The 22080-nt window shown below is 37.8% G+C and carries 24 protein-coding genes; 23 read left to right on the top strand and 1 reads right to left on the bottom strand.

Translation table 11 applies throughout. From position 1 onward, the window contains the following. Positions 1 to 8 precede the first annotated feature (8 nt). From AC6F34_RS03075 to msrB, 4 genes are all read left to right on the top strand, one after another. The gene (locus AC6F34_RS03075; RefSeq protein ID WP_500768847.1) at positions 9 to 833 is read left to right on the top strand and encodes an SGNH/GDSL hydrolase family protein; all 825 of its coding nucleotides are present in this window, start codon (positions 9 to 11) and stop codon (positions 831 to 833) included. Between the two features lie 11 nt (positions 834 to 844). Then, complete coding sequence (locus AC6F34_RS03070) at positions 845 to 1429, top strand: YpmS family protein (protein ID WP_500768846.1); 585 nt, start codon at positions 845 to 847, stop codon at positions 1427 to 1429. A 123-nt stretch (positions 1430 to 1552) separates the two neighbouring features. Beyond that, positions 1553 to 2038, top strand: coding sequence for a peptide-methionine (S)-S-oxide reductase MsrA (gene msrA, locus AC6F34_RS03065; protein WP_500770107.1), 486 nt, complete (start codon positions 1553 to 1555; stop codon positions 2036 to 2038). Beyond that, positions 2035 to 2472, top strand: coding sequence for a peptide-methionine (R)-S-oxide reductase MsrB (gene msrB, locus AC6F34_RS03060; RefSeq protein WP_500768844.1), 438 nt, complete (start codon positions 2035 to 2037; stop codon positions 2470 to 2472). The genes msrA and msrB overlap by 4 nt, the downstream gene beginning before the upstream one ends. A gap of 90 nt (positions 2473 to 2562) precedes the next feature. Here the strand turns inward: msrB and AC6F34_RS03055 are convergent, their stop codons facing one another. Then, positions 2563 to 3261, bottom strand: coding sequence for a YjjG family noncanonical pyrimidine nucleotidase (locus AC6F34_RS03055; RefSeq protein ID WP_500768842.1), 699 nt, complete (start codon positions 3259 to 3261; stop codon positions 2563 to 2565). Between the two features lie 205 nt (positions 3262 to 3466). Between AC6F34_RS03055 and AC6F34_RS03050 the strand changes: the two genes are divergently transcribed. The 19 genes from AC6F34_RS03050 to AC6F34_RS02960 all read left to right on the top strand — a co-directional run bounded on the left by AC6F34_RS03050 (position 3467) and on the right by AC6F34_RS02960 (position 21999). Beyond that, entirely contained in the window at positions 3467 to 3637 is a 171-nt protein-coding gene (locus AC6F34_RS03050; RefSeq protein ID WP_500768840.1) for a YjcZ family sporulation protein, read from the top strand. 190 nt (positions 3638 to 3827) lie between these two features. Beyond that, complete coding sequence (locus AC6F34_RS03045; protein WP_500768838.1) at positions 3828 to 5297, top strand: NAD(P)/FAD-dependent oxidoreductase; 1470 nt, start codon at positions 3828 to 3830, stop codon at positions 5295 to 5297. A 112-nt stretch (positions 5298 to 5409) separates the two neighbouring features. Next, positions 5410 to 6393 carry a S66 family peptidase gene (locus AC6F34_RS03040; protein ID WP_500768836.1) on the top strand — a complete coding sequence of 328 codons (984 nt, stop codon included), beginning with the start codon at positions 5410 to 5412 and terminating at the stop codon, positions 6391 to 6393. A gap of 279 nt (positions 6394 to 6672) precedes the next feature. After that, positions 6673 to 8034, top strand: coding sequence for an aspartate aminotransferase family protein (locus AC6F34_RS03035; protein ID WP_500768834.1), 1362 nt, complete (start codon positions 6673 to 6675; stop codon positions 8032 to 8034). Continuing rightward, positions 8027 to 8725 (top strand): CoA transferase subunit A, encoded by a 699-nt coding sequence (locus tag AC6F34_RS03030; RefSeq protein WP_500768832.1) that lies wholly within the window; start codon positions 8027 to 8029, stop codon positions 8723 to 8725. The genes AC6F34_RS03035 and AC6F34_RS03030 overlap by 8 nt, the downstream gene beginning before the upstream one ends. Continuing rightward, positions 8710 to 9369 (top strand): 3-oxoacid CoA-transferase subunit B, encoded by a 660-nt coding sequence (locus tag AC6F34_RS03025; protein ID WP_500768830.1) that lies wholly within the window; start codon positions 8710 to 8712, stop codon positions 9367 to 9369. The genes AC6F34_RS03030 and AC6F34_RS03025 overlap by 16 nt, the downstream gene beginning before the upstream one ends. Positions 9370 to 9386: 17 nt before the next feature. Beyond that, a complete protein-coding gene (locus tag AC6F34_RS03020) occupies positions 9387 to 10658 on the top strand; it encodes a peptidase (RefSeq protein WP_500768828.1) in 1272 nt (423 codons plus the stop codon). Between the two features lie 13 nt (positions 10659 to 10671). Continuing rightward, positions 10672 to 12093: an aldehyde dehydrogenase family protein gene (locus AC6F34_RS03015; RefSeq protein ID WP_500768826.1), complete on the top strand. Its 1422-nt coding sequence runs from the start codon at positions 10672 to 10674 to the stop codon at positions 12091 to 12093. Between the two features lie 124 nt (positions 12094 to 12217). Further along, positions 12218 to 13069, top strand: coding sequence for a putative beta-lysine N-acetyltransferase (gene ablB, locus AC6F34_RS03010; RefSeq protein WP_500768824.1), 852 nt, complete (start codon positions 12218 to 12220; stop codon positions 13067 to 13069). A gap of 61 nt (positions 13070 to 13130) precedes the next feature. Continuing rightward, positions 13131 to 14531: a sigma-54 interaction domain-containing protein gene (locus tag AC6F34_RS03005; protein ID WP_500768822.1), complete on the top strand. Its 1401-nt coding sequence runs from the start codon at positions 13131 to 13133 to the stop codon at positions 14529 to 14531. 167 nt (positions 14532 to 14698) lie between these two features. Continuing rightward, positions 14699 to 16114, top strand: a complete 1416-nt coding sequence (kamA, locus tag AC6F34_RS03000; protein ID WP_500768820.1) for a lysine 2,3-aminomutase — start codon at positions 14699 to 14701, stop codon at positions 16112 to 16114. Next, positions 16080 to 16412: a YokU family protein gene (locus tag AC6F34_RS02995; RefSeq protein WP_500768818.1), complete on the top strand. Its 333-nt coding sequence runs from the start codon at positions 16080 to 16082 to the stop codon at positions 16410 to 16412. The genes kamA and AC6F34_RS02995 overlap by 35 nt, the downstream gene beginning before the upstream one ends. Positions 16413 to 16526: 114 nt before the next feature. Beyond that, positions 16527 to 16748, top strand: a complete 222-nt coding sequence (locus AC6F34_RS02990; protein ID WP_500768816.1) for a YozE family protein — start codon at positions 16527 to 16529, stop codon at positions 16746 to 16748. A gap of 105 nt (positions 16749 to 16853) precedes the next feature. After that, on the top strand, positions 16854 to 17549 hold the full coding sequence (yodN, locus tag AC6F34_RS02985) for a germination protein YodN (RefSeq protein ID WP_500768814.1): 696 nt from the start codon (positions 16854 to 16856) through the stop codon (positions 17547 to 17549). A gap of 58 nt (positions 17550 to 17607) precedes the next feature. Continuing rightward, positions 17608 to 17781, top strand: coding sequence for a YozD family protein (locus AC6F34_RS02980; RefSeq protein ID WP_500768812.1), 174 nt, complete (start codon positions 17608 to 17610; stop codon positions 17779 to 17781). Positions 17782 to 17924: 143 nt separating this feature from the next. Further along, positions 17925 to 18227, top strand: a complete 303-nt coding sequence (locus AC6F34_RS02975) for a YodL domain-containing protein (protein ID WP_500768810.1) — start codon at positions 17925 to 17927, stop codon at positions 18225 to 18227. A 282-nt stretch (positions 18228 to 18509) separates the two neighbouring features. Continuing rightward, positions 18510 to 19214: a purine-nucleoside phosphorylase gene (deoD, locus tag AC6F34_RS02970; RefSeq protein WP_500768808.1), complete on the top strand. Its 705-nt coding sequence runs from the start codon at positions 18510 to 18512 to the stop codon at positions 19212 to 19214. 351 nt (positions 19215 to 19565) lie between these two features. Further along, positions 19566 to 20405, top strand: a complete 840-nt coding sequence (locus AC6F34_RS02965; RefSeq protein ID WP_500768806.1) for a M15 family metallopeptidase — start codon at positions 19566 to 19568, stop codon at positions 20403 to 20405. 121 nt (positions 20406 to 20526) lie between these two features. Continuing rightward, positions 20527 to 21999: a lmo1851 family serine protease gene (locus AC6F34_RS02960; protein ID WP_500768804.1), complete on the top strand. Its 1473-nt coding sequence runs from the start codon at positions 20527 to 20529 to the stop codon at positions 21997 to 21999. Positions 22000 to 22080: the final 81 nt, after the last annotated feature.

Here is a 22080-nt window from a genome sequence, read left to right as displayed (position 1 = left end):
TGATTCGCTTGAAAAAATTCCTCACCATCATACTTATTAGTGCGGTGTTTATACTTTCTAGTTGTGGATATCAAACAGCAACATTATTAGAATTTGAACTACCTTCAAGGCAAATCCAAACAATAGAGAGAGAAATGGTAGGCAATGATTTCTTTCCAGAACCAGTATCGGTTGTTTCTATTGGTGATTCACTCACTAAAGGTGTAGGAGCAACGATACAGGAGGGTGGTTATATTCCTTATGTGAAGGAATTATTAGAAATGGAAAGAGGCGTGCAAACAGCCGAATTTGCTAACTTTGGTGTGACGGGAAATCGCTCAGATCAATTGTTAAAGAGAATAAATTCTGAAGAGGTACAAGATAAGCTTGCAGACTCGGATATTGTGATCTTAACAATTGGTGGTAATGATATTATGAAGGTTGTTCGTGAAAACTTTATTAATATCCAAGTTTCACATTTTGATCATGCTTTAGAAACATATACGATCAATTTAGAAGAGGTTCTATCTCTAATTAAGGAAGCTAATTCAGAAGCAGAGATTGTGTTAGTTGGCCTTTATAATCCGTTTCTTAAATGGTTTTCTGACATTCCTGAAATGAGTATGATTATGGAAGGTTGGAATGCAAAGAGTGAAGAAATCTTAATGGATTACTCAAACACGTATTTTGTCCAAATAAACGACCTTTTTGAAATCGAGGATGAAAATCTGCTATATACTGATTTTTTCCATCCGAATGATCGTGGGTACGAGCTTATGGGGAATCGAATTTATGATGTGCTTAAAACTCAAGTTCTAGATGAAGTATATGAAGCGAGAGGAAGGGACAACTAGGGGGGATTTACATGAAGAAAAACAAATGGAAAGTGTTGTTTTTTGCATTATTAGTGCTGGTTGCACTTATTCCCATCATTCTTTTTACTTTTGTGATGATTCCTTCTGGAGATCGCGAAGAAAGAGGCATTACTACACTCATTACGCAAGATTACGCGCCATTTCATATTGAAACAAATAAGCAGGACGTTAACAATGTGATTAATCATTATTTAGAAAAGGAAGGCCTTACTGGAGCAATTGAATATGAAATTGTTTTAGATGATGCTGTTAATCTTTATGGATATTTGCCAGTCTTTAATCAAAATATTGAAATGAAAATCTCATTTGAGCCTACAGTCTTAGAAAACGGTGATTTAATTTTGCAACAAAAGGGGATTTCTTTAGGCCAATTACAATTACCAACCCCCTTTGTAATGAAGTTTATAAAGGATCGATATAAATTACCAGAATGGGTTGAGATTGTACCATCGGAAGAAAGAATCTATGTTTATTTGACTGAAATGGTCATGAAGAGTGATATAAAAGTGAAAATGAATGAGTTTGATTTAGAAAATGATTCAATTCGATTTTCTTTATTATTGCCAATCCGTTAATGTATGTGTAAGAGTAGAATCCCAAACGGGGTTCTTTTCTATATCGTTTTGAAAGTGGGAGTGATTTCTTTGTCAGAACAAAATGTAAAATTGGCAACATTTGCTGGTGGGTGCTTTTGGTGTATGGTCAAACCATTTGATCAGATGCCTGGAATAGAAAAAGTAGTTTCTGGATATACAGGTGGGACGAAGGAAAATCCGACATATGAAGAAGTTTGTTCAGAAACGACTGGTCATTATGAAGCAGTGCAAATTCATTATAATCCAGTATTATTTCCGTATGAAAAACTGCTTCAATTGTATTGGCAACAAATCGATCCAACAGATCCTGGTGGGCAATTTTATGATCGAGGAAAATCCTATCAAACAGCGATTTTTTATCATGATGAAGAACAGAAGGAATTAGCTGAGCAGTCTAAGAGGAAGCTTGATGAAGGTGGTAAATTCAATAAACCTATTGCTACGGAGATTCTTCCAGCTTCTCCTTTTTACGAGGCAGAGGGGTACCATCAACATTATTATAAGAAAAACCCTGCGCACTATAACGCCTATCATCAAGGATCGGGACGTGCAGCATTTATTCAAACACATTGGAGTGAGAAACAATGAAAAAAGAACAATTAAAAGAAAAGCTAACACCGATGCAATATGAAGTAACACAAAATAATGGAACAGAGCCACCTTTTCGCAATGAATATTGGAATGAAACGAGAGATGGAATCTATGTTGATCTTGTTTCGGGAAAACCATTATTTAGTTCGTTAGATAAATATGATGCTGGCTGTGGCTGGCCAAGCTTTACGAAACCGATTGAAGCTGAAGAAATACTTGAAAAGGACGATTTCAGCCATTTTATGATGAGAACAGAAGTAAGAAGCAAGGCAGCCGATTCCCACTTAGGGCATGTTTTTAATGATGGTCCAGAACCAACGGGTTTGCGCTATTGCATCAATTCTGCTGCATTGCGTTTTATTCCTAAAGATCAGCTTGAAGAGGAAGGATTTGGACTCTACTTGAAGCTGTTTGATACTGATCAAAAGTAGAAGAAGAGTAAATGTAGCCAAAGTCGATTTTCGACTTTGGCTACATGTTTTTTAGGAAGGTTATTACGATCGAAAATTATAGCAGAGTAATTAATTGTCAATCTTCGTATGTAACAAAGGTATAAGCTCACGTAGGTTTGTAATCTCATATGTAGGCTTAATGGTTGTGTTGTTTACTTTGAGATGCGGATTAAACCAGCAAGTATCAATGCCAAAAGCATGCCCTCCTTGAATATCTGAAGACAATGAATCACCGACAATTAATACTTTTTCCTTATTTGTCAGCTTAAGTTCACGAAAAACAAAATCAAAAATACGTTGATCAGGCTTTTGAAATCCAGCTTCTTCGGAAGTGAAGATTCTGCTGACTCTTTGCTTGAAGGTGGTGCTGTTTATTCTCGCATGTTGTACATCTTTAAAGCCATTTGTAATGATTGCAATTTGTACATTATCTAGTGCTTGTATCAGTTCCTCTACTCCATCAATTAAGTGTACCTCCTTACCAAGGAAGCTCAAATATGTCGAATTAAATTGAATAGGGTCGATTTCGAGGGAATGCATGTGAAATAATCTTCTAAATCGCTCTGGCCCTAAGTCTTCAATTTTAATTTCCCCTTTTTCCAACTGTGTCCAAATAGTTTTGCTTATTTCTTTATATGGTTTGTGGTAGGTTGATAATCCTGTAGGGATTTCATAGTGAGTAAATGTATTTTGAAGCGCATTTCGTTCTGAAGTTGCAAAGTCTAATAAAGTATCATCAATATCAAACAAGATCGTTTCGTATTTCATTGTTGCCTCCGCTACTGTATTTATCGATTTCTAGAATGCGATATTCTATCGCCTATATAGAGTTTATATCACAAGACTTAAACTAACAAGGGAAGAGGTAATTCAATTAATCCAAAAAAAATTGGGCTTTTGCACATGCAGGACAAGAACCTACTACATACATTGATATTGAAAATGCCTAAATAACTGAGGAGTGAGGAAGCAAATGAATTATGGTTATGGTTATGGATGTGGAGATCCTTGTTATCCTAGCTATGGATACCCAGTTGGAGGATACCCTGCTGGCGGCGGCTGTGGTATTGGAAGCTTTGCTTTAATCATTGTGTTATTTATTTTACTTATCATAATTGGAGCAAGCTGTCATCGCCCGTGCTAACAAATAAATTGAAAGACCTGGAATTCTATGTTCCAGGTCTTTTATTTTTTTCATCATCCTTATGCATAGAAAGGCGAACGTTTATAATTATTTTGTTAAATTCATTCGTATTTTATTTGACTGTTTGTTATATATTTGTTATATTATCCAATGTTGAGTTTTAAAAACGAATGATTTTGGGGGATTGACAATGAATAATAAATACGATGTAATAGTGGTCGGTGCAGGTCCAGCGGGAATCTTTGCATGCTATGAAATAACGTTAAAAATGCCAAACGCAAAAGTATTATTGTTGGATAAAGGTCACGACATTTTTAGAAGGAATTGTCCAATTCTACAGAAGAAAATAGATAAGTGTCCACCAGCAATTGGGAAGAAAGAGTTTGCAGGATGTTTGCCAGCTTGTTCAATTACAAATGGCTTCGGCGGTGCTGGGGCATATTCTGATGGTAAGTTTAATATTACAAGTGAATTTGGTGGATGGATGACGGATTATTTACCAGACTCACAAGTCATAGATTTAATAAAATATGTAGATGATATCAATTTAAAGCATGGTGCCACAGAGGCGATTACAGACCCGTTAACAAAAGAGGTTCGTGAAATTGAGAAAAAAGCGTATGCCGCTGGATTAAAACTTCTTCGTGCAAACGTAAGGCATCTTGGTACTGAGCAAAACTTACAAATATTAAAGAGCATTTATGACTACCTGCAAGAAAAGATTGAAATGGTTTATAAGACAGAAGTGGATGATCTAATTACAGAAAAAACAAATGATAAATGGCATGTGAAAGGTGTTTCATTAAAAAAAGGAACAGATATTTATGCAGACAGAGTTATCATTGCGCCCGGTCGTGATGGATCGGTATGGTTGAAGAGCTTACTAAGCAAAAGACGTTTGAAAATGATCAATAACCAAGTCGATATCGGTGTTCGTGTGGAAACTTCAAATATTGTGATGGAAGAAATTAATGAGCATTTATATGAAGGAAAATTTACTTTTAATACTTCTGTAGGGACAAAAGTTAGAACATTTTGTAGCAATCCTTCTGGACATGTTGTTGTTGAAAATCATTCTGGAATTATGTTGGCAAATGGGCATGCTTATAAAGATCCTAAACTTGGAAGTAAAAATACAAACTTTGCGTTGTTAGTATCTCATACGTTCTCTGAGCCATTTGATCAGCCAAATGAATTTGCTCATGAAGTTTCACGTTTAGCTAATCAGCTTTCCAATGGAAGCATCATCGTTCAAAAATATGGAGATATTCTAAAAGGAAGACGCTCGACAGAGAAACGTATGAAAGAAGGCTTTTTAGAGCCAACTTTAAAAGAAGCGGTACCTGGTGATCTAGGACTTGTGCTTCCTTACAATACAATGAAGAGCTTAATCGAAATGACAGAAGCGCTAGACAAAGTTAGCCCAGGACTAGCGTCAGAACATACATTGTTTTACGGAGTTGAAGCGAAGTTCTACTCTGCAAGACCAAAGCTTAATGACCGTTTCGAAACAGAAATCAGTGGATTGTATGTCGGTGGAGATGGAGCAGGAATCACAAGAGGATTAGCACAAGCTGGTGCATGTGGAGTATGGATTGCACGAGATATTTGTGAAAAACTTTCACCATTCATTCAAGAAAAAGAACAAGTACAAGTTTGATTATGGAAAAAGTGCTGGAGCATCATGTTCTAGCACTTTTCTTTTAATGATTTATCTAATCTTGTTGTACTCATGGTAAAATTAAAGCGAAAACATTAAAGGATTGGAGCTTATGATGATAGCGAAAAGAGTAATGATTGGAGATGAAATTCGCATTATTGCCCCTTCTAGAAGTATGGCAACAATGAAGGGGGAGCAGGTTGAGATTGCGACCACAACGCTTGAAAAATTAGGATTTAAAGTTACTTTCGGACAATACACAAACGAGCATGATGAATTTTTTAGCACGTCTATTGATAAAAGATTATCAGATTTACATGAAGCAATAAAAGATGACAATGTAAAAATGATTATAGCTGCAGATAGCGGTTACAATAGCAACCAGCTGCTAACAGGCATTGACTATTCATTGCTGAAGAAACACCCAAAAATAATCTGTGGTCATAATGATCTAACTGTTCTATGCAATGCAATCTATCATAAAACGGGGTTAATTACCTATCTTGGACCGAACTTTTCAAAATTCGGTGCAAAAGCTGGATTAGAATATACACTGCAATCTTTCATAGAAGTCATGACTAACGAAGCTCCATTTGAAGTGGAACCTTCGCTATTCTGGAATGAAGACAAATGGTTAGTGGAGCTTGAAAAACGTAAACTTCATAAATCAAATGGCTATACTGTAATACAAGAAGGCAAAGCAAAGGGCACATTAATTGGGGGGAAATTATCTTCATTCCGATCGTTACAGGGAACAGAATACATGCCATCATTAAAAAATTCGATTCTTCTCCTTGAGGAAGATGATGAGTCGCATCCACTTGCATTTGAAAGAGATCTACAATCCTTGCTATTAACAGCAGGTGAAGATCAAATAAAAGGGATCGTTATCGGCCGTTTTCCTAAAGATGCTTATATGACTAATGAGGCATTAACTATGATTATTCAATCAAAATCACAACTTCAAAAGATACCAGTCATTTCAGATGTGAACATTGGGCATGTTCAACCAATCGCCACCTTACCAATTGGTGCGGAATGTTCAATTGATGCGAATGATACTAGCGTAGTAATATCGATTGATCCAACAGTCTAAAACAGTTGATAAGCATTTCAAGACAGTCTGTGAGTTTCATCTATTGTTAATAAGTCCTCTAAAAAATGTAGACAAAGTCAGAAATCGACTTTGTGTACAATCTCAGCCTAATAGCGAAGCTATTAGGCCTTTTTTTTGTTGTATATTTTCAATTACTTTTAGAATATCTTTTCTTAATGAAATGATGAAAGATTCTTACGAGCAAAACATAGATATTTACGGTAGGACAAATTTTTTTGAAAAATGGAAAACTAACTTGCGTTAGATCGTGAGGTGCTAATGATGGAATCTTTTTTAATCAAGCCTTTTTTAAATAAAGACTATCCAATGGTCCAACATGCAAAAGGCGTCTATTTATATGATGTGAAAGGCAGAGAATATTTAGATGGTTGTTCTGGAGCGGTGACTGTAAATATTGGTCACGGAGTAAAGGAAATTAAAGAAGCGATGATGGAGCAGGCAAATCAAGTAAGTTTTGTCTACCGCTCTCAATTTACTTCGTCTGCAGCTGAAGAGCTAGCAAAAAAAATCAAGGAGCTGTTTCCGGGGAAATTAAATTGGTCATTCTTCGTAAACAGTGGCTCAGAAGCAACGGAAACGGCGATGAAAATTGCCATTCAATACTGGCAAGAGCAAGGAATTTTTACGAAAACAAAAGTAATCTCAAGATGGATGAGTTATCACGGCATCACCCTTGGTGCATTATCGATGTCAGGTCATTCAGCTAGAAGAAATCGCTTCACGTCAATTATTGAAGATTTACCCATCATATCTCCACCATATTGCTATCGCTGTCCTTTTAATCTTGAAAATAATGATTGTGGGCTTCTATGTGCATCAGAGCTAGAGCTTGCGATTCGTAGAATAGGCGCAGATCATATTGCAGCTTTTATCGCTGAGCCAATTATTGGGGCTGCTGGTGGTGCAATTACACCACCAGCAGGCTATTACGAAAAAATTAAAGCAATCTGTGAAAAGTATAATATATTATTTATCGCAGATGAAGTGATGACAGGATTTGGTAGAGCAGGAAAAATGCTGGCGTGCGAGCATTGGGGAGTCGAACCTGATATCGTCGCATTGGGAAAAGGAATGGGGGCAGGTTATACTCCGATTGCTTGTACATTAGTTGGTGAACATATTATTGATGTGATAGGTGCTGGATCGAACAGCATTATGAGCGGTCATACTTTAAGTGCAAATCCACAATCATGTGCTGTTGCTTTGGCAGTGATTAACTATTTGCAAGACAAAGACTTGTTAGAGCGTTCGAAAACAAATGCTGTCTATTTGAAAAACAAACTTTTGAAACTGAATAGTCAGTTTCCATTCATTGGAGACATAAGAGGTGTAGGTTTTATGTACGGTATAGAATTTGTCCAGAACAGAGAAACGAAAGAATCCTTTACACGAGATTATAATATTGGGGAAACAATTATTAATCTGGCCTTTCAACAAGGCCTACTCATTTATCCATCAGGTGCTGGAATTGATGGAAGCAGTGGAGATGCAGTGATTATTGCTCCACCAATTACAATTAGTCTACGTGAAATTGATGATCTCATGAAGAGATTAACAGAATCATTGAAACAGCTGTCACTGTATATTGAAGTCAATAAAGGAGATACGAAGTATGCCTAATAGTTCATCCTACCAAAAAGTTGTTGAGGTAGAATCAGTCAAGCGTCACTTTCAAAATGATCAATCTATTATGTTTGGAGGTTTTGGAGGAATAGGGACTCCACCTACACTTATTGATGCTATGCTTGAATGCAACCTGAAAAACCTTACGTTAATCGGCAATGACACAGGCTTCCCCCATATAGGCATTGGTAAAGTCGTATGTGCAAAGCAAGCGAAAAAACTAATTGTATCTCATATTGGCTCAAATCCGATAGCAGGGGAACTGATGACGAGTGGTGAAGTGGAAGTTGAATTTTCACCACAAGGAATCTTGGCTGAAAGAATTCGAGCAGGAGGAGTAGGTATTCCTGCTTTCTTATCAGATATTGCAGTTGACCATCCATTCGTTTCAGCAAATAAACAGATTTGTGTCCTTCAGGATAAAAAATATGTCATTGAAACAGCTTTAACGGCTGATATATCAATTATATTTGCAAAAAAAGCTGATGAGTATGGCAATCTTGTGTTTGATAAAAGCGCAAGAAATACGAATCCATTAGTCGCTATGGCAGGGGAAATCACCATTGTAGAAGCTGAGGAAATCGTAGCTGTTGGTTCTCTAGATCCGGATGAAATCATTACTCCCGGTGTGTTTGTCAATTATATCATTCAATCTAAAGGAGTGAATTGGACATGGGCATGGGAGTAGATAGAAGGAATCAAATGGCGAAGCGCGCAGCCAAAGAAATCGTACAGGGAATGGTAGTGAACTTAGGAATCGGTATCCCATCTCTTGTCCCTAATTTTTTGCAGAATGAGGTGCAAGTTATGTTTCATGCTGAAAATGGTATAACAGGGATGGGGCCAAGTCCAAAAGAGGGTTATGAAGATGAGAATTTGTGCAATGCAGGTGGCTTTCCGGTGACAGTTGTTCCTGGTGCATCATTTTGTGATAGTTCGATTGCCTTTGGCATGATTCGAAGAGGGTATCTCGATATGACAATTTTAGGTGCCTTACAGGTTAGTCAGTCTGGTGATCTTGCGAATTGGATCGTACCAGGAAAAAAGATCCCAGGTATGGGTGGTGCGATGGAACTCGCACAAAAGGCGAAAAAAGTAATTGTTGTCATGAATCAATTAGATAAATCAGGTCAATCCAAAATCGTCAAGAGCTGTAGCCTTCCATTAACTGCATCTGCCTGTGTCGATATGATTATTACAGATTTTGCTGTTTACACAATTCAAGAAGAACAATTAACGGTGGAAGAAATTTTTTCACCTTACACGATAAAGGACATTATTCAATACACAGCATGTAAGGTACATATAAGTCCGAACCAAACAGATAAATAGAAAGGGGAGACCAAGATATGAGTGTAGATAAACAATTGAATGAATGGATATGGTCACAACGAGCGAATGTAGAAAGCCTATTGCAGCGATTAGTGCAGGAAAGAAGTATAAGGGGAGAAGAAAGCAGTGCACAGGCAATTGTCATCGAGAAGTGTAGAGAGCTAGATTTACAATTAGATATTTGGGAAATGAATCATCATGAGATGATAAAACATCCTGCCTACCGATCAGATCGTACCGATTTTTCTGGTACTCCAAACGTTGTTGCCACATTAAAGGGAAGTGGTGGTGGACGGTCAATGATCTTAAATAGCCATATAGATGTCGTTCCGGAAGGGAATCTTGGAGACTGGAAGGATGACCCTTTTAGTGGGAAAATCATCGAAGGAAAGCTATTTGGACGGGGTGCAACAGATATGAAAGGTGGGGCTGTTGCACAGCTTCTTGCGATGGAAGCAGTTCAAGCGTTGGAGGTTAAGTTAAAGGGAGATGTGTTTTTTCAAAGTGTTATAGAAGAAGAAAGCGGTGGGGCAGGTACACTATCAGCAGTGATGAAAGGCTATAAAGCTGATGGTGCGATTATTACAGAACCCACGAATTTAAAGTTTTTTCCAAAACAACAAGGTTCGATGTGGTTCCGAATTGTTGTAAAAGGGAAATCCGCTCATGGTGGGACAAGGTATGAAGGGGTTAGTGCGATTGAAAAGGGATTGCTAGTTGTCGAGGCATTGAAGGAGCTAGAGAAAAAAAGGAATGATCGTCTAACTGAGCCTTTGTTTGATCAAATTCCAATCCCAATTCCAATTAATGTAGGGAAATTTCAAAGTGGATCTTGGCCATCTTCAGTACCTGATGTTGCTGTAATTGAAGGCAGGATGGGCGTTGCACCGGATGAAAAAATGGAGGAGGCGGAACAAGAGTTACTTGATCGTTTACAAGAAATCATGAAGAAGGATGACTGGCTAAAAGAGCATCCTTTAGAAGTGGAATGGTTCGGTGGAAGATGGCAACCGGGTGATTTAACGTTGCCACATCCGCTAATGGAAACACTAACAGATGCGTTTTGTGAAGTGATCGGGAAGGAGCCTCAAATTGAAGCTTCTCCATGGGGGACAGATGGTGGAATTCTGTCGCGTTTTTCTGAAACTCCTGTTATTGTTTTCGGACCCGGAGTCACGGAAGTTGCGCATGATGCGGATGAATACATTGTCATTGATGAGGTCTTAAAGGTAGCAGAGATAATTGCCCGAACTTTGATACAATGGTGTATGACAGAAGCTAAAGCGTAAGGAGAGGTTTGATATGAAACAACATTTATGGATTAATGGCCAGTTTGAAGAAACGACGGATTATGTAGCTTTAAAAAACCCTTTTAATGGGGAAAAAATTGCAGAGGTTGCAAAGGCTGAGCAATCACAAGTTACAAGAGCGATTGATGCCGCAGAACAAGCAGCTTCACAATTAAGATCAATGCCAGCGTATAAAAGAGCAGAGATTTTAGAGAGAGTTGTGACATTATTAGAACAGCAAAAGGAAGAGTGCGCAAAGATTATTGCGAATGAAGCAGCGAAGCCCATTAAAGCAGCACGCATAGAAGTGGATCGGACGATTACAACATATCGATTTGCTGCAATCGAAGCAAGAAAAATTCATGGAGAGACAATTCCGATGGATGCAGCCCCTGGAGGTGAAGGTCGGATTGCTTATACGATTCGAGAACCACTAGGAATTATAGCAGCAATCACTCCATTTAATTTTCCAATGAATCTTGTTGCCCATAAGGTTGGTCCTGCGATTGCAAGTGGCAATACAGTTGTATTGAAGCCAGCATCACAGACGCCGTTATCCGCGTATAAGATTGCGGAAATTTTTCATGAAGCAGGTTTGCCTAATGGAGCCCTAAATGTTGTGAGTGGGAGTGGGAAAACGGTTGGTGATGTATTCACGAACGATGAACGGATTTCGATGATTACATTCACTGGTAGTCCAGCTGTTGGCCAAGAAATAAGAGAAAGAGCTGGATTAAAAAGAGTGACGCTTGAGTTAGGATCAAACTCAGCTGTCGTAGTAGACGAAGGAGTGGAATTGGAAAAAATAATCCCGAGAATTGTTGCTGGTGCATTTATGTTTCAAGGGCAAGTCTGTATTTCTGTACAAAGAATTTTTGTCCATGAAGGGATTTATGAGGCGTTTACAGAAATGTTTATAGAAGAAGCCCAAAAGCTTCGTATCGGAAATCCGTTAAGTGAAGATACTGATCTTTCTGCATTAATTACGATGGATGATGTCAACCGTGTTACAGGTTGGATTCAAGAAGCGGTTGAAAAGGGTTCAAAGCTTGCGCTTGGTGGGAGTGCTGAAGGGCAGGCGCTGCAACCAACAGTTTTATTAAATGTGCCTCTAACAGAGAGAATCTCTTGTGAGGAAGCGTTTGCTCCGGTTGTACACATAAATTCTTTTTCAACTATTGACGAAGTCGTTCAGCAAGTGAATGATTCACAATTTGGCCTTCAAGCAGGTATTTTTACGAATCATATCCAACATGCATTTCAGGCTGCTAAGGAATTACATGTTGGCGGTGTTATGATTAACGATTTCCCGACTTACCGTGCTGACCATATGCCGTATGGAGGAGTGAAAAAGAGTGGGGTTGGCCGTGAGGGAATTAAATATGCAATTGAAGAAATGACAGAGTTAAAGCTGATCAGTATTAACCTAAATTAACGAATATGCCCGGTATCCTTACCGGGCTCAGCCTGTTTACAAATACTCGCATACGTCGTTTTGATTTTTTTTGCATTCTTGGATAATTGAAAATGATCTTTTCCTATAGGAAGGATGATTGAAAATGGTTATGCAATCGTACTCAGTAACACTGAAGAGAAGTCATTACATCGCACAAGTTTATGTAGATCCGTTTAATCAACGAATTCGGATTGATGAAATAACAGGAAGCATTAAAAAGGCGATTAGTGATATTGAAAGATTTGCTCATGAAAAGCAATGTGAGAAACTAATTGTCAAAAGCAGATTTGAAGATTTACATAAATGGCTTTCTGCAGGGTTTATGGTAGAAGCAAGGATTGATGGATATTTCTTAGGATCTGACATGTATTTTGTATGCAAATACTTCAAAGAAGAAAGAAAGCACACGTCAAATTGGATGGTAGAGGATCGCTATATACAAGATATTCAGAAGAAGCAATTGACATCACTGAACCTTCCTCCAAGTAGCTATCAGTTTTATGCGCTTACAGAGGACGATGCTGATGACTTAGCAAGTCTTTATAAAGATGTGTTTGAAGTATATCCAGTCCCTGTCCATCAACCTAATTATGTGCGAGAAACGATGAGAGACGGGACGGTATATTACGGATTCAGATTAGATGGTAAGCTCGTTAGTGCAGCATCTGCTGAAATAAATGAACGCTGGATGAATGCTGAATTGACTGATTGTGCCACATTGCCTGATCATAGGGAGCATAAGCTGATGAGACATGTATTACTGCAATTGGAAGCCGACTTGCTCGATCGTGGCATTTACTGTGCGTATTCCATTGCACGGGCACAATCTTTTGGAATGAATGCTGTGCTTCATCAATTAGGTTATGAGTACCGTGGACGATTAACAAATAACTGTTATATTTTTGACAAGCTTGAGAACATGAATGTTTGGGTTAGAGACTTAACGAGTAGGTAAGCTGATGAATTCTTGGCAGTTGTGCTGATTTTTGGGCAGTTTGGAAAAAAGGGGTGGTTTAATGCAAGTAAACTTCATGACGAATGAAGTATTGCATGCGATTTTAAATGAAATTGATGAAGGGGTACATGTCGTTGATCAATCGGGGACAACGATTGCGTATAACCATATTGCAGCAATGCATGACGGATTATCACCGTATGAAGTTATCGGAAAGCCATTATTACAAGTGTTTCCATCATTAACTGAGAAGACGAGCACATTGCTAAAGGTTATGGAAACGAAAAAGCCGATTATTAACCAGAAGCAATCTTATATGAATATGCACGGAAAACAAATCGAAACAATCAATTCAACGTATCCAATTGAAGTCGAAGGTACGCTAATTGGTACAGTCGAAATTGCAAAAGATTATTCGAAAATAAAAGAGTTATCAGATCAATTATTGGATTTGCGGGAGAAGTTTCAACCAACTCGACAAAGACCAAAGGAAAAGGAAGTCAAAATGTATACGTTTGACAATATTTTAACCGTAGATCCCAAATTTCAAGTTCATATTCTGAATGCAAAGAAATTCTCTTCCTCCCATTCTCCTGTCCTTATTTACGGAGAAAGTGGTTCAGGAAAGGAACTAATCGTCCAGTCGATACATTCGGCATCGCCAAGATCAAAACAGCCTTTTATCGTTCAAAACTGTGCAGCGATTCCAGAGAATTTGCTAGAGTCTTTGTTATTTGGTACGTCAAAAGGCAGCTATACTGGAGCATCAGACCGTCCGGGGTTATTTGAATTAGCGGATGGAGGGACGTTGTTTCTTGATGAGATTCATGCCATGCCTGTTGAGCTCCAAGCAAAGCTTCTTAGAATTTTGGAGGACGGTATTTTGAGAAGGGTCGGCAGTACGACGACTAAAAAAGTCGATGTAAGAGTGGTTGCAGCAATGAATATCGAGCCAAGAGAAGCTGTTCATCAAGGAGTTTTACGAAAGGATTTGTATTTCCGGCTCAATGTATTGTCTTTTTTCGTTCCCCCTTTAAGAGACCGAAAAAGGGACATTATTTATTTAGCAGAACAGTTTATACAATCGTATAATCAAGAATTTCATAAGAACGTCATAGGGATGGATGATGCGGTTGTCTCATTGTTTCTCTCTTATAAGTGGCAAGGAAATGTAAGGGAGCTGAAGCATGCAATCGAATATATGATGAATATGTGTGATGGGGAATGGATTCAATTTGAACATGCTCCACTTTATTTAAGAGATCAAGGAGAAGAAATGAAGGAGAAAGTGCCTATTTCTTTAAAGGGAAAAGTTGAACATCTCGAAAAGCAGACCATCATTGAGGCGTTGGAGGAATCAAATGGCAACATTCAGCATGCTGCAAAAATACTAGTTGTTCCAAGACAAACATTACAATATAAAATCCAAAAATATGATATCGATGCATGCACATATGCATAGAGCCGAATGTTCGTTGCCGAATATTCGGCTTTTAATGATCTAAATGGAACAACAACTATTACGACGATTGACCTCTTACCATAGTGTTGAATAGAGTATAGAGAATGTTCTGATAAATTGGCACGGAACTTGCATCTATAAAAAGCAAGAAATGGGAGGTCATGCAGATGAAATCATTTGTTTATAAACCAACGCGTCATTGGAAAGAAATTGAGCTATGGAAGGATGTTCCTGAGGAAAAATGGAATGATTGGCTCTGGCAATTAACAAATACAATTCGTACATTAGCGGATTTGAAAAAAGTGATCAACTTAACTCCTGAAGAAGAAGAAGGAGTGAAAATTTCAACGAAAACAATTCCTCTAAACATTACACCTTATTATGCATCCTTGATGAATCCAGATGATCCAAGATGTCCGATTCGAATGCAATCTGTTCCAATCTCCAAAGAGATTTATAAAACAAAATACGATTTAGAAGACCCACTACATGAGGACGAGGATTCCCCTGTACCAGGGTTGACCCATCGTTATCCTGACAGAGTACTCTTTCTCGTGACTAACCAATGCTCAATGTATTGTCGCTACTGTACGCGTAGGCGTTTTTCTGGTCAAATTGGGATGGGTGTCCCGAAGAAACAATTAGATGAAGCGATTTCTTATATTCGTCAAACACCAGCTGTGCGAGATGTATTGATTTCTGGTGGAGATGGACTACTAATTAATGACACAATTTTGGAATACATTCTGAAGAACTTACGTGAAATTGATCATGTAGAGATTATACGAATTGGAACGAGAGCACCTGTTGTATTTCCACAGCGAATTACTGAAAACCTGTGCAATATTTTAAAGAAGTACCATCCTGTTTGGTTGAATACTCACTTTAATACTTCAATAGAAATAACAGAAGAATCCAAGCTTGCTTGTGAAATGCTTGCTAACGCAGGTGTGCCTGTTGGCAATCAATCAGTAATTCTGGCGGGAATTAATGACAGCGTGCCAATCATGAAGCGACTAATGCATGATCTTGTGAAAATTCGTGTGCGTCCATATTATATTTACCAATGTGACCTTTCAGAAGGTATCGGCCATTTTAGAGCCCCTGTTACGAAAGGGCTTGAAATTATTGAAGGACTAAGAGGACATACGAGCGGCTATGCAGTACCGACTTTTGTCGTCGATGCTCCCGGAGGTGGTGGGAAAATCGCACTTCAGCCAAACTATTTAATTTCACAGAGCCCTGAGAAAGTTGTGCTTCGAAATTTTGAAGGGGTTATTACTTCTTACCCCGAACCTGAAAACTATGTAGCAGGTCGTGCTGATGGATATTTTCAAGAAGTTTATCCAGAAATGGCTGAGAAAAAATCGGTTGCAGGTATTGCAGGCATAATGAATGATGACCATTTTAATCTTGTTCCTGAAGGGTTAGCAAGGTTAAACCGAAGAGAAACATATGAAACGAATCCTGAGCATCATTCATTAAAAGATAAACGAGACAAACGCGATCAATTGAAAGAAAAAAAATATCAAGCTGAGCAGCAAAAGCATGTCGATACGAAACCAGAAGCAGCTGGAGAATAGGAGGAGAGTTAACTTGAGTAAAACGTGTGAATGGTGTGAAGAAGAAGCGATCATTGAAACAACATCTTCCGTCTATTGGGAGCTGCCAGACGGGACGAAAGCAATCGAAATCACAGACGCCCCAACAATGAAATGTAAAGAATGCAAAATGGAATACCAACTCGAATCATTAACAAAAGAGATTGAAGATCAACTCTTTCTTATTGATACAAAAACATTAGAACCTGTATTAACTTATATTGAATTAATGAAAAAAAAGCGATTATTAAAAAGGAACTATTTTGATTTTAGTTCATAAATCCATTTTTCTAAGAGGGGCGTCCGATAAAAAGGATACCCTTTTTGGTTTGTGTCCTTTATAATGTAAAGTCAAAGCAACATGGACTGTAATAACGGACACGGAGGGATAATGATGAGAAAATCGTTTTATCACTTTTTAATGAAATATCGCCATCCGAATCCACCGGATGCGATCAGCAAGTTTGCGAATGATACGTACTTGGATCATAGCTTTCCAAAAACGTCGCAATCCTATGAAGAGTTAACGAACTATTTAGAGTTGCATACAAATTATTTACCAAGTATGACGGTTTTTGATGATGCTTGGGAGGAATATATTGAAACCGAAAAATAAGATTTTTTCCATATAAGCCCGTCAATTCCGCCTGCGCGAATTGTTCTAATGGTGCATATACTATTGTACAAAACATGCACGACTCACCATTGGAGGTTGGCGAAAATGGAAGAGAAACAAAAAAAACCTAAATATAACATCGGTGATACAGTCGTGATCATCCTTTACGGCACGGTTGGTAAAATTACAGATGTAAAGTGGCTTGACGATATGTATGTTTACGAGGTGAATCGTAGTGAAGGATTGTATTTAGAGTCAAGCCTACAGTCATTATCCGATTATGATGGTGCAGTAGTTGATAAAGAGCATATCGATATCGAATACCAATTCTTTTTTGGTGACCTCGTTCAAGTGAATGGATATGGAAATGATTTATTTAAAGTAATGGGCTTTCGAACCGAAATTTGGCGATATAAGGAAGATGCATGGGAAGATGTGATTTATGAACTGTCTCGTTTGTCTGATGGGGAATGGCTTGAAGCGAATGAGGATGAACTGACGCTGTTAGCAGATGCTGATCAAGCAGACGCATTCATCCAAAAGCTTGGGCTACTTTACAATTTTTCAAATGAAGATAAAAAGAAAGAACGTCTCGAAAAAAGTACATTTCGTAAAGCGGAAAAGGATCTTTTAAAAGAAGTGAAGGACCGTAAAGCAATCATTGACGGCTTGCTTGATATTTATAATGATTATCGAATTTTATATGAGATGTTTGAAGATGAAGAATACAAGCAAGTTCTGCATATTATAGTCAGAAAATTAAGAAATGTTGTTGCTGATGACGGCAAAAAAGCTGTATAACCAAGCATGATTTGTAATATAGCATCATACATTTTGTACAAAGGGGGCGACTTTCATTATGAAGGAAGTAGAAGTCATTATTGATACAGAAGAGATAGCCGATTTTTTCTTTCATGAGTTATCGAAACGAGGGTATGTCCCTACAGAAGGTGAGCTTGAAGAGCTTGCAGACATTACATTTGAATACTTATTACAAAAAAGCATAATTGATGAAGAACTGATTGATGAATAAAGGAAAATGGCGCTCCGTGGGTGGTGCGCTATTTTTGTGAAAAGCTATGAGTGACTAATCGACAAAACTAGAAGGAATTTGCTAAAGGAATCGACAAGCTCTATCTCTAACAATAGTAGTAATAATAATGGGAGGGATGAATTTTGTTAAAGGAAATAACTCGTTTAAAAAATAAGTTGTTTGATGTGACGATTTTTCAAGCTCCTCATTTTAAAGATCAATCAGGTTTCATTCCTGTATATCGAACAGAAGTAGAGGGATTGTCCCAAAAAGATTGTTTAGAGAATGTCTTTCGAATTTTTAATGTGAGCGACCTTATACCAGATGATTTTAAAGGGCATTATATAAGAACAAACGACATTGTTTTAATCGATGAAGGGATAAAGGTTTACTACCAATTAAAACCAGGGGGATGGACGAAGATCAATCGACTAATCATTAGATAGACAGACAAAGAATCAAGTTCATTTCAGGTTTTTGACAGAAGCTCATATACGTAGTTGTTTATTTCATTGACAGGCTATGAACCGTTAGTTCTATTCGGGTATTCAATCAATTCTTCTACATTCAAGAAAACGAGCTTTGAATCAAGCTCGTTTTTGAAAGGGATTAGAAATGTAATGTACTCTAGTTGGTTTTACGATATTCTTTTCTTATTCGTACAATATATGGTATATTGACTATGGATATTTAAAAGTCTGACGTCTAATCAAATGGAGGTAAGAAAATTGAGTATACATATTGGTGCAAAACAAAATGAAATTGCAGAAACGGTGTTGTTACCAGGAGACCCATTAAGAGCAAAGTATATAGCAGAGACATTTTTAGAGGATGTAATTTGTTACAATGAAGTACGTAATATGTTTGGATATACTGGCACGTACAAAGGAGAGCGCATTTCTGTACAAGGGACAGGCATGGGTGTCCCATCCATTTCGATTTATATTAATGAATTAATGCAAAGTTATAATGTGCAAAACCTTATTCGCGTTGGTACATGTGGTGCGATTCAAAAAGATGTGAAGGTGCGTGATGTCATTTTAGCGATGACAGCATCCACAGATTCACAAATGAACAGAATTACATTTGGTGGTGTTGATTATGCACCCGCTGCCAACTTTGATTTATTAAAGCGTGCATATGATGCAGGTGTTGAAAAAGGATTGAACTTAAAAGTAGGGAATGTTCTAACTGCTGATTTGTTCTATAATGACAATGCAGAGCATGAGAAATGGGCACAGTATCAAATTTTAGCGATTGAAATGGAAACTGCGGCACTGTATACGTTAGCGGCAAAATACAATCGTAATGCGTTATCTGTTCTAACAGTGAGTGACCATATTCTTACAGGTGAAGAAACAACATCTGAAGAACGTCAAACTACATTTAACGAAATGATCGAAGTTGCTCTAGACGCAGCAATTAAAAAATAAATAACAATTAATAAAAAATGTAGACAAAGTCGATTTTAAGACTTTGTCTACTGTTTTTTAGCGGGATTTTTTCGAACAGCATACACATGATGCGATAAGAGAATGATTGTACCAATGCGAAAGAAAAGACTGAGAGCAAACTTATTTATTTAGATTGCCACAGTCTAGCAACCAACTTACTGATAGAGGTTTTTTTTTGATACTTTCAGAATAAGTATAGTAGCGCAGCAGCTGAGTATGAGCTTTTGTTCTTAAAAAGTTTTTCAAGAATAGTAAATGAGATCCTTCGCAATCACAGAAAGATAATGATAGAATAGATAAGATGAAACGAGTAGAAGACAGGTGGGCTATATGAAGAAGGCAGTATATACGATAGTATTATCAAGTTTTTTATTGATGGGTTGCAGTGAATTAAATTCCATGATAGATAAAATACCATTTTTATCAAATGAAAATGAAACTGATTTAACAGAACCAGATGAAAACCCGCAAGAAGAAACACCGAATCCTGAAGACGAAAATATAGGCAATGAACCAGAAGATAGCTTAACATTAGAAGCAGCTTATTTTAATGAAATCGAAGTGATCGACGACATCCCATATATCCAAAACCCTTTAAATATAATGGCATTAGTTAATAAAGAATTCTATTTGAATAGTGACTATGCTCCAGAAGACTTGATACGTCCGAATGTTCCATTTTCCTTTGGTGATGAAGACGTTGAAAAGAGTTATATGAGACAAGTTGCTGCAAACGCACTAGAAGAACTATTTGCAGCAGCAGAAGTTCAGAATATCGAGATATTTGCGGTTTCTGGCTATCGATCTTATGAGAGGCAAGCTGTTGTTTACGATGCTGCAGTCAAAAAAGACGGGGAAGAGATTGCCTCACAAGTAGTCGCACTTCCTGGCACAAGTGAGCACCAAACTGGACTAGCTATGGATATTTCGAGTAGAAGTGTCGGACTTGGACTAACTACTGACTTCGAAGAAACACCTGAAGGACAGTGGTTGGCAGATAATGCACATCAATATGGATTTATTCTAAGATACCCAAAAGGAAGAGAAGAAATCACAGGTTATCAGTTTGAACCATGGCATTTTCGATATGTAGGTAAAGAAGCTGCACAAATCCTTTATGAAAATGACTGGACTTTAGAGGAATATTTTGAGGTCGTAGAGAAAGTGTAAAGACGTATTTTTCATGGAAATGTTTGCACAGTGTAATCTTTGTTAAAAGAATCATAAAAAAGATATTCTAACAACAAGGGAAGAAATGATTCTTCACGGTTGAATGAAAGTGGTGGATGACTTGCAAAACGAAGAACAAAATCAACAAAACGAAGTAGAGGAAAAACCAACAGGAACGATTACATTGAAGAAATTCCATTTCTTCATGCTATTGTTTTTTCTTGTCTTTATTTCAGCCGGTGTAACAACCTTTGCACTCGCGTTTGGAGATGAAAAAGTTGTATCTGTTGGTACAACAGAGCGAAGCGAGTTTGATAAATTATATCAAGCATATGATACGTTAAAAGAAAGCTACTTTGAAGAAATCGATGACGGGCAGTTAATCAATGGAGCAATCAATGGTATGTTAGATGCACTTGATGATCCTTATTCTGACTATATGGATGTAGAGGAAGCAAAGAACTTCCATCAAAGCATTGCATCTTCCTTTGAGGGAATTGGTGCTGAAATCATGGAACAAGATGGGTACATTGTCATTGTTTCCCCACTAAAAGGTTCTCCAGCTGAACGAGCAGGATTGAGACCGAATGACAGAGTTCTTTCTGTTGATGGGAAAAGTGTTCGAGGAATGAGCTCAACAGAAGCTGTGATGTTGATTAGGGGCGAAAAAGGGACGAATGTAGAACTATCGATTCAACGTTCTGGTACCGAAGAGCCGATCAATTTATCAATTGAACGAGACACAATTCCAATCGAAACAGTATACGGAGAAATGATTGACGAAGAAGTTGCAAAAGTTCAAATTACTTCGTTTTCAAATAACACAACTCAAGAGCTTTTAGAAACATTAGAAGAGCTCAAGGGAGAAGGAATGAAGGGACTTGTCTTAGATTTAAGACAGAATCCAGGCGGATTATTGGATAAAGCTATCCAAATTTCATCCCTTTTCGTTCCAGATGGCGAGATTCTTTTCCAAGTTGAAGATCGTCAAGGAAACAGAGAGTCATTCCAATCAGGAAGTGAAGAAAACTTAAACTTGCCTCTTGTTGTAGTCATAGATAAGGGAAGTGCAAGTGCTTCAGAAATCCTTGCAGCAGCTGTTAAAGAGTCTGCAGGAGTACCGCTTGTAGGGGAAAAATCATTCGGGAAGGGAACTGTTCAGCGTGCCCAGGACTTCTCTGATGGCTCAAATATGAAATTTACGACTGAAAAATGGTTAACGCCTAATGGGAACTGGATTCATACAGAAGGAATCGACCCAGATTATGATGTATCTTTACCAGAGTATGCATCGCTTCCATTTATAAACCCTGATGTAGAGCTCTCACCATCATCTTCATCATCATTAGTAAAATCTGCACAGACGATGTTAAAGGTTGCAGGGTATGATCCTGGACGTGAAGACGGGTTCTTTGATGAACAAACAGAGGCAGCGGTAAAAGAGTTTCAAAAGGATTCTGGCCTTGAAGAAACTGGTGTGCTAACTGGTCAATCGACGATCAAATTGATGGAACAAATTAGAGAGTTAATTAAAGAAAATGATACGCAAATCAACAAAGCTGTTGAATTAATTAAAGAACAACTGGCTGGATAATAAAACGTTTCACAAAAAGCAGAGATCCCTTGTAGTTTAACGGGCCTCTGCTTTTCTTATGGCATCAAAGTATAGAATGCT

The organism is Niallia sp. CD-39, from assembly GCF_059874745.1.
The sequence above is the reverse complement of the archived record's forward strand: the minus strand, read 5'-3'. Positions and strand labels throughout refer to the sequence as shown.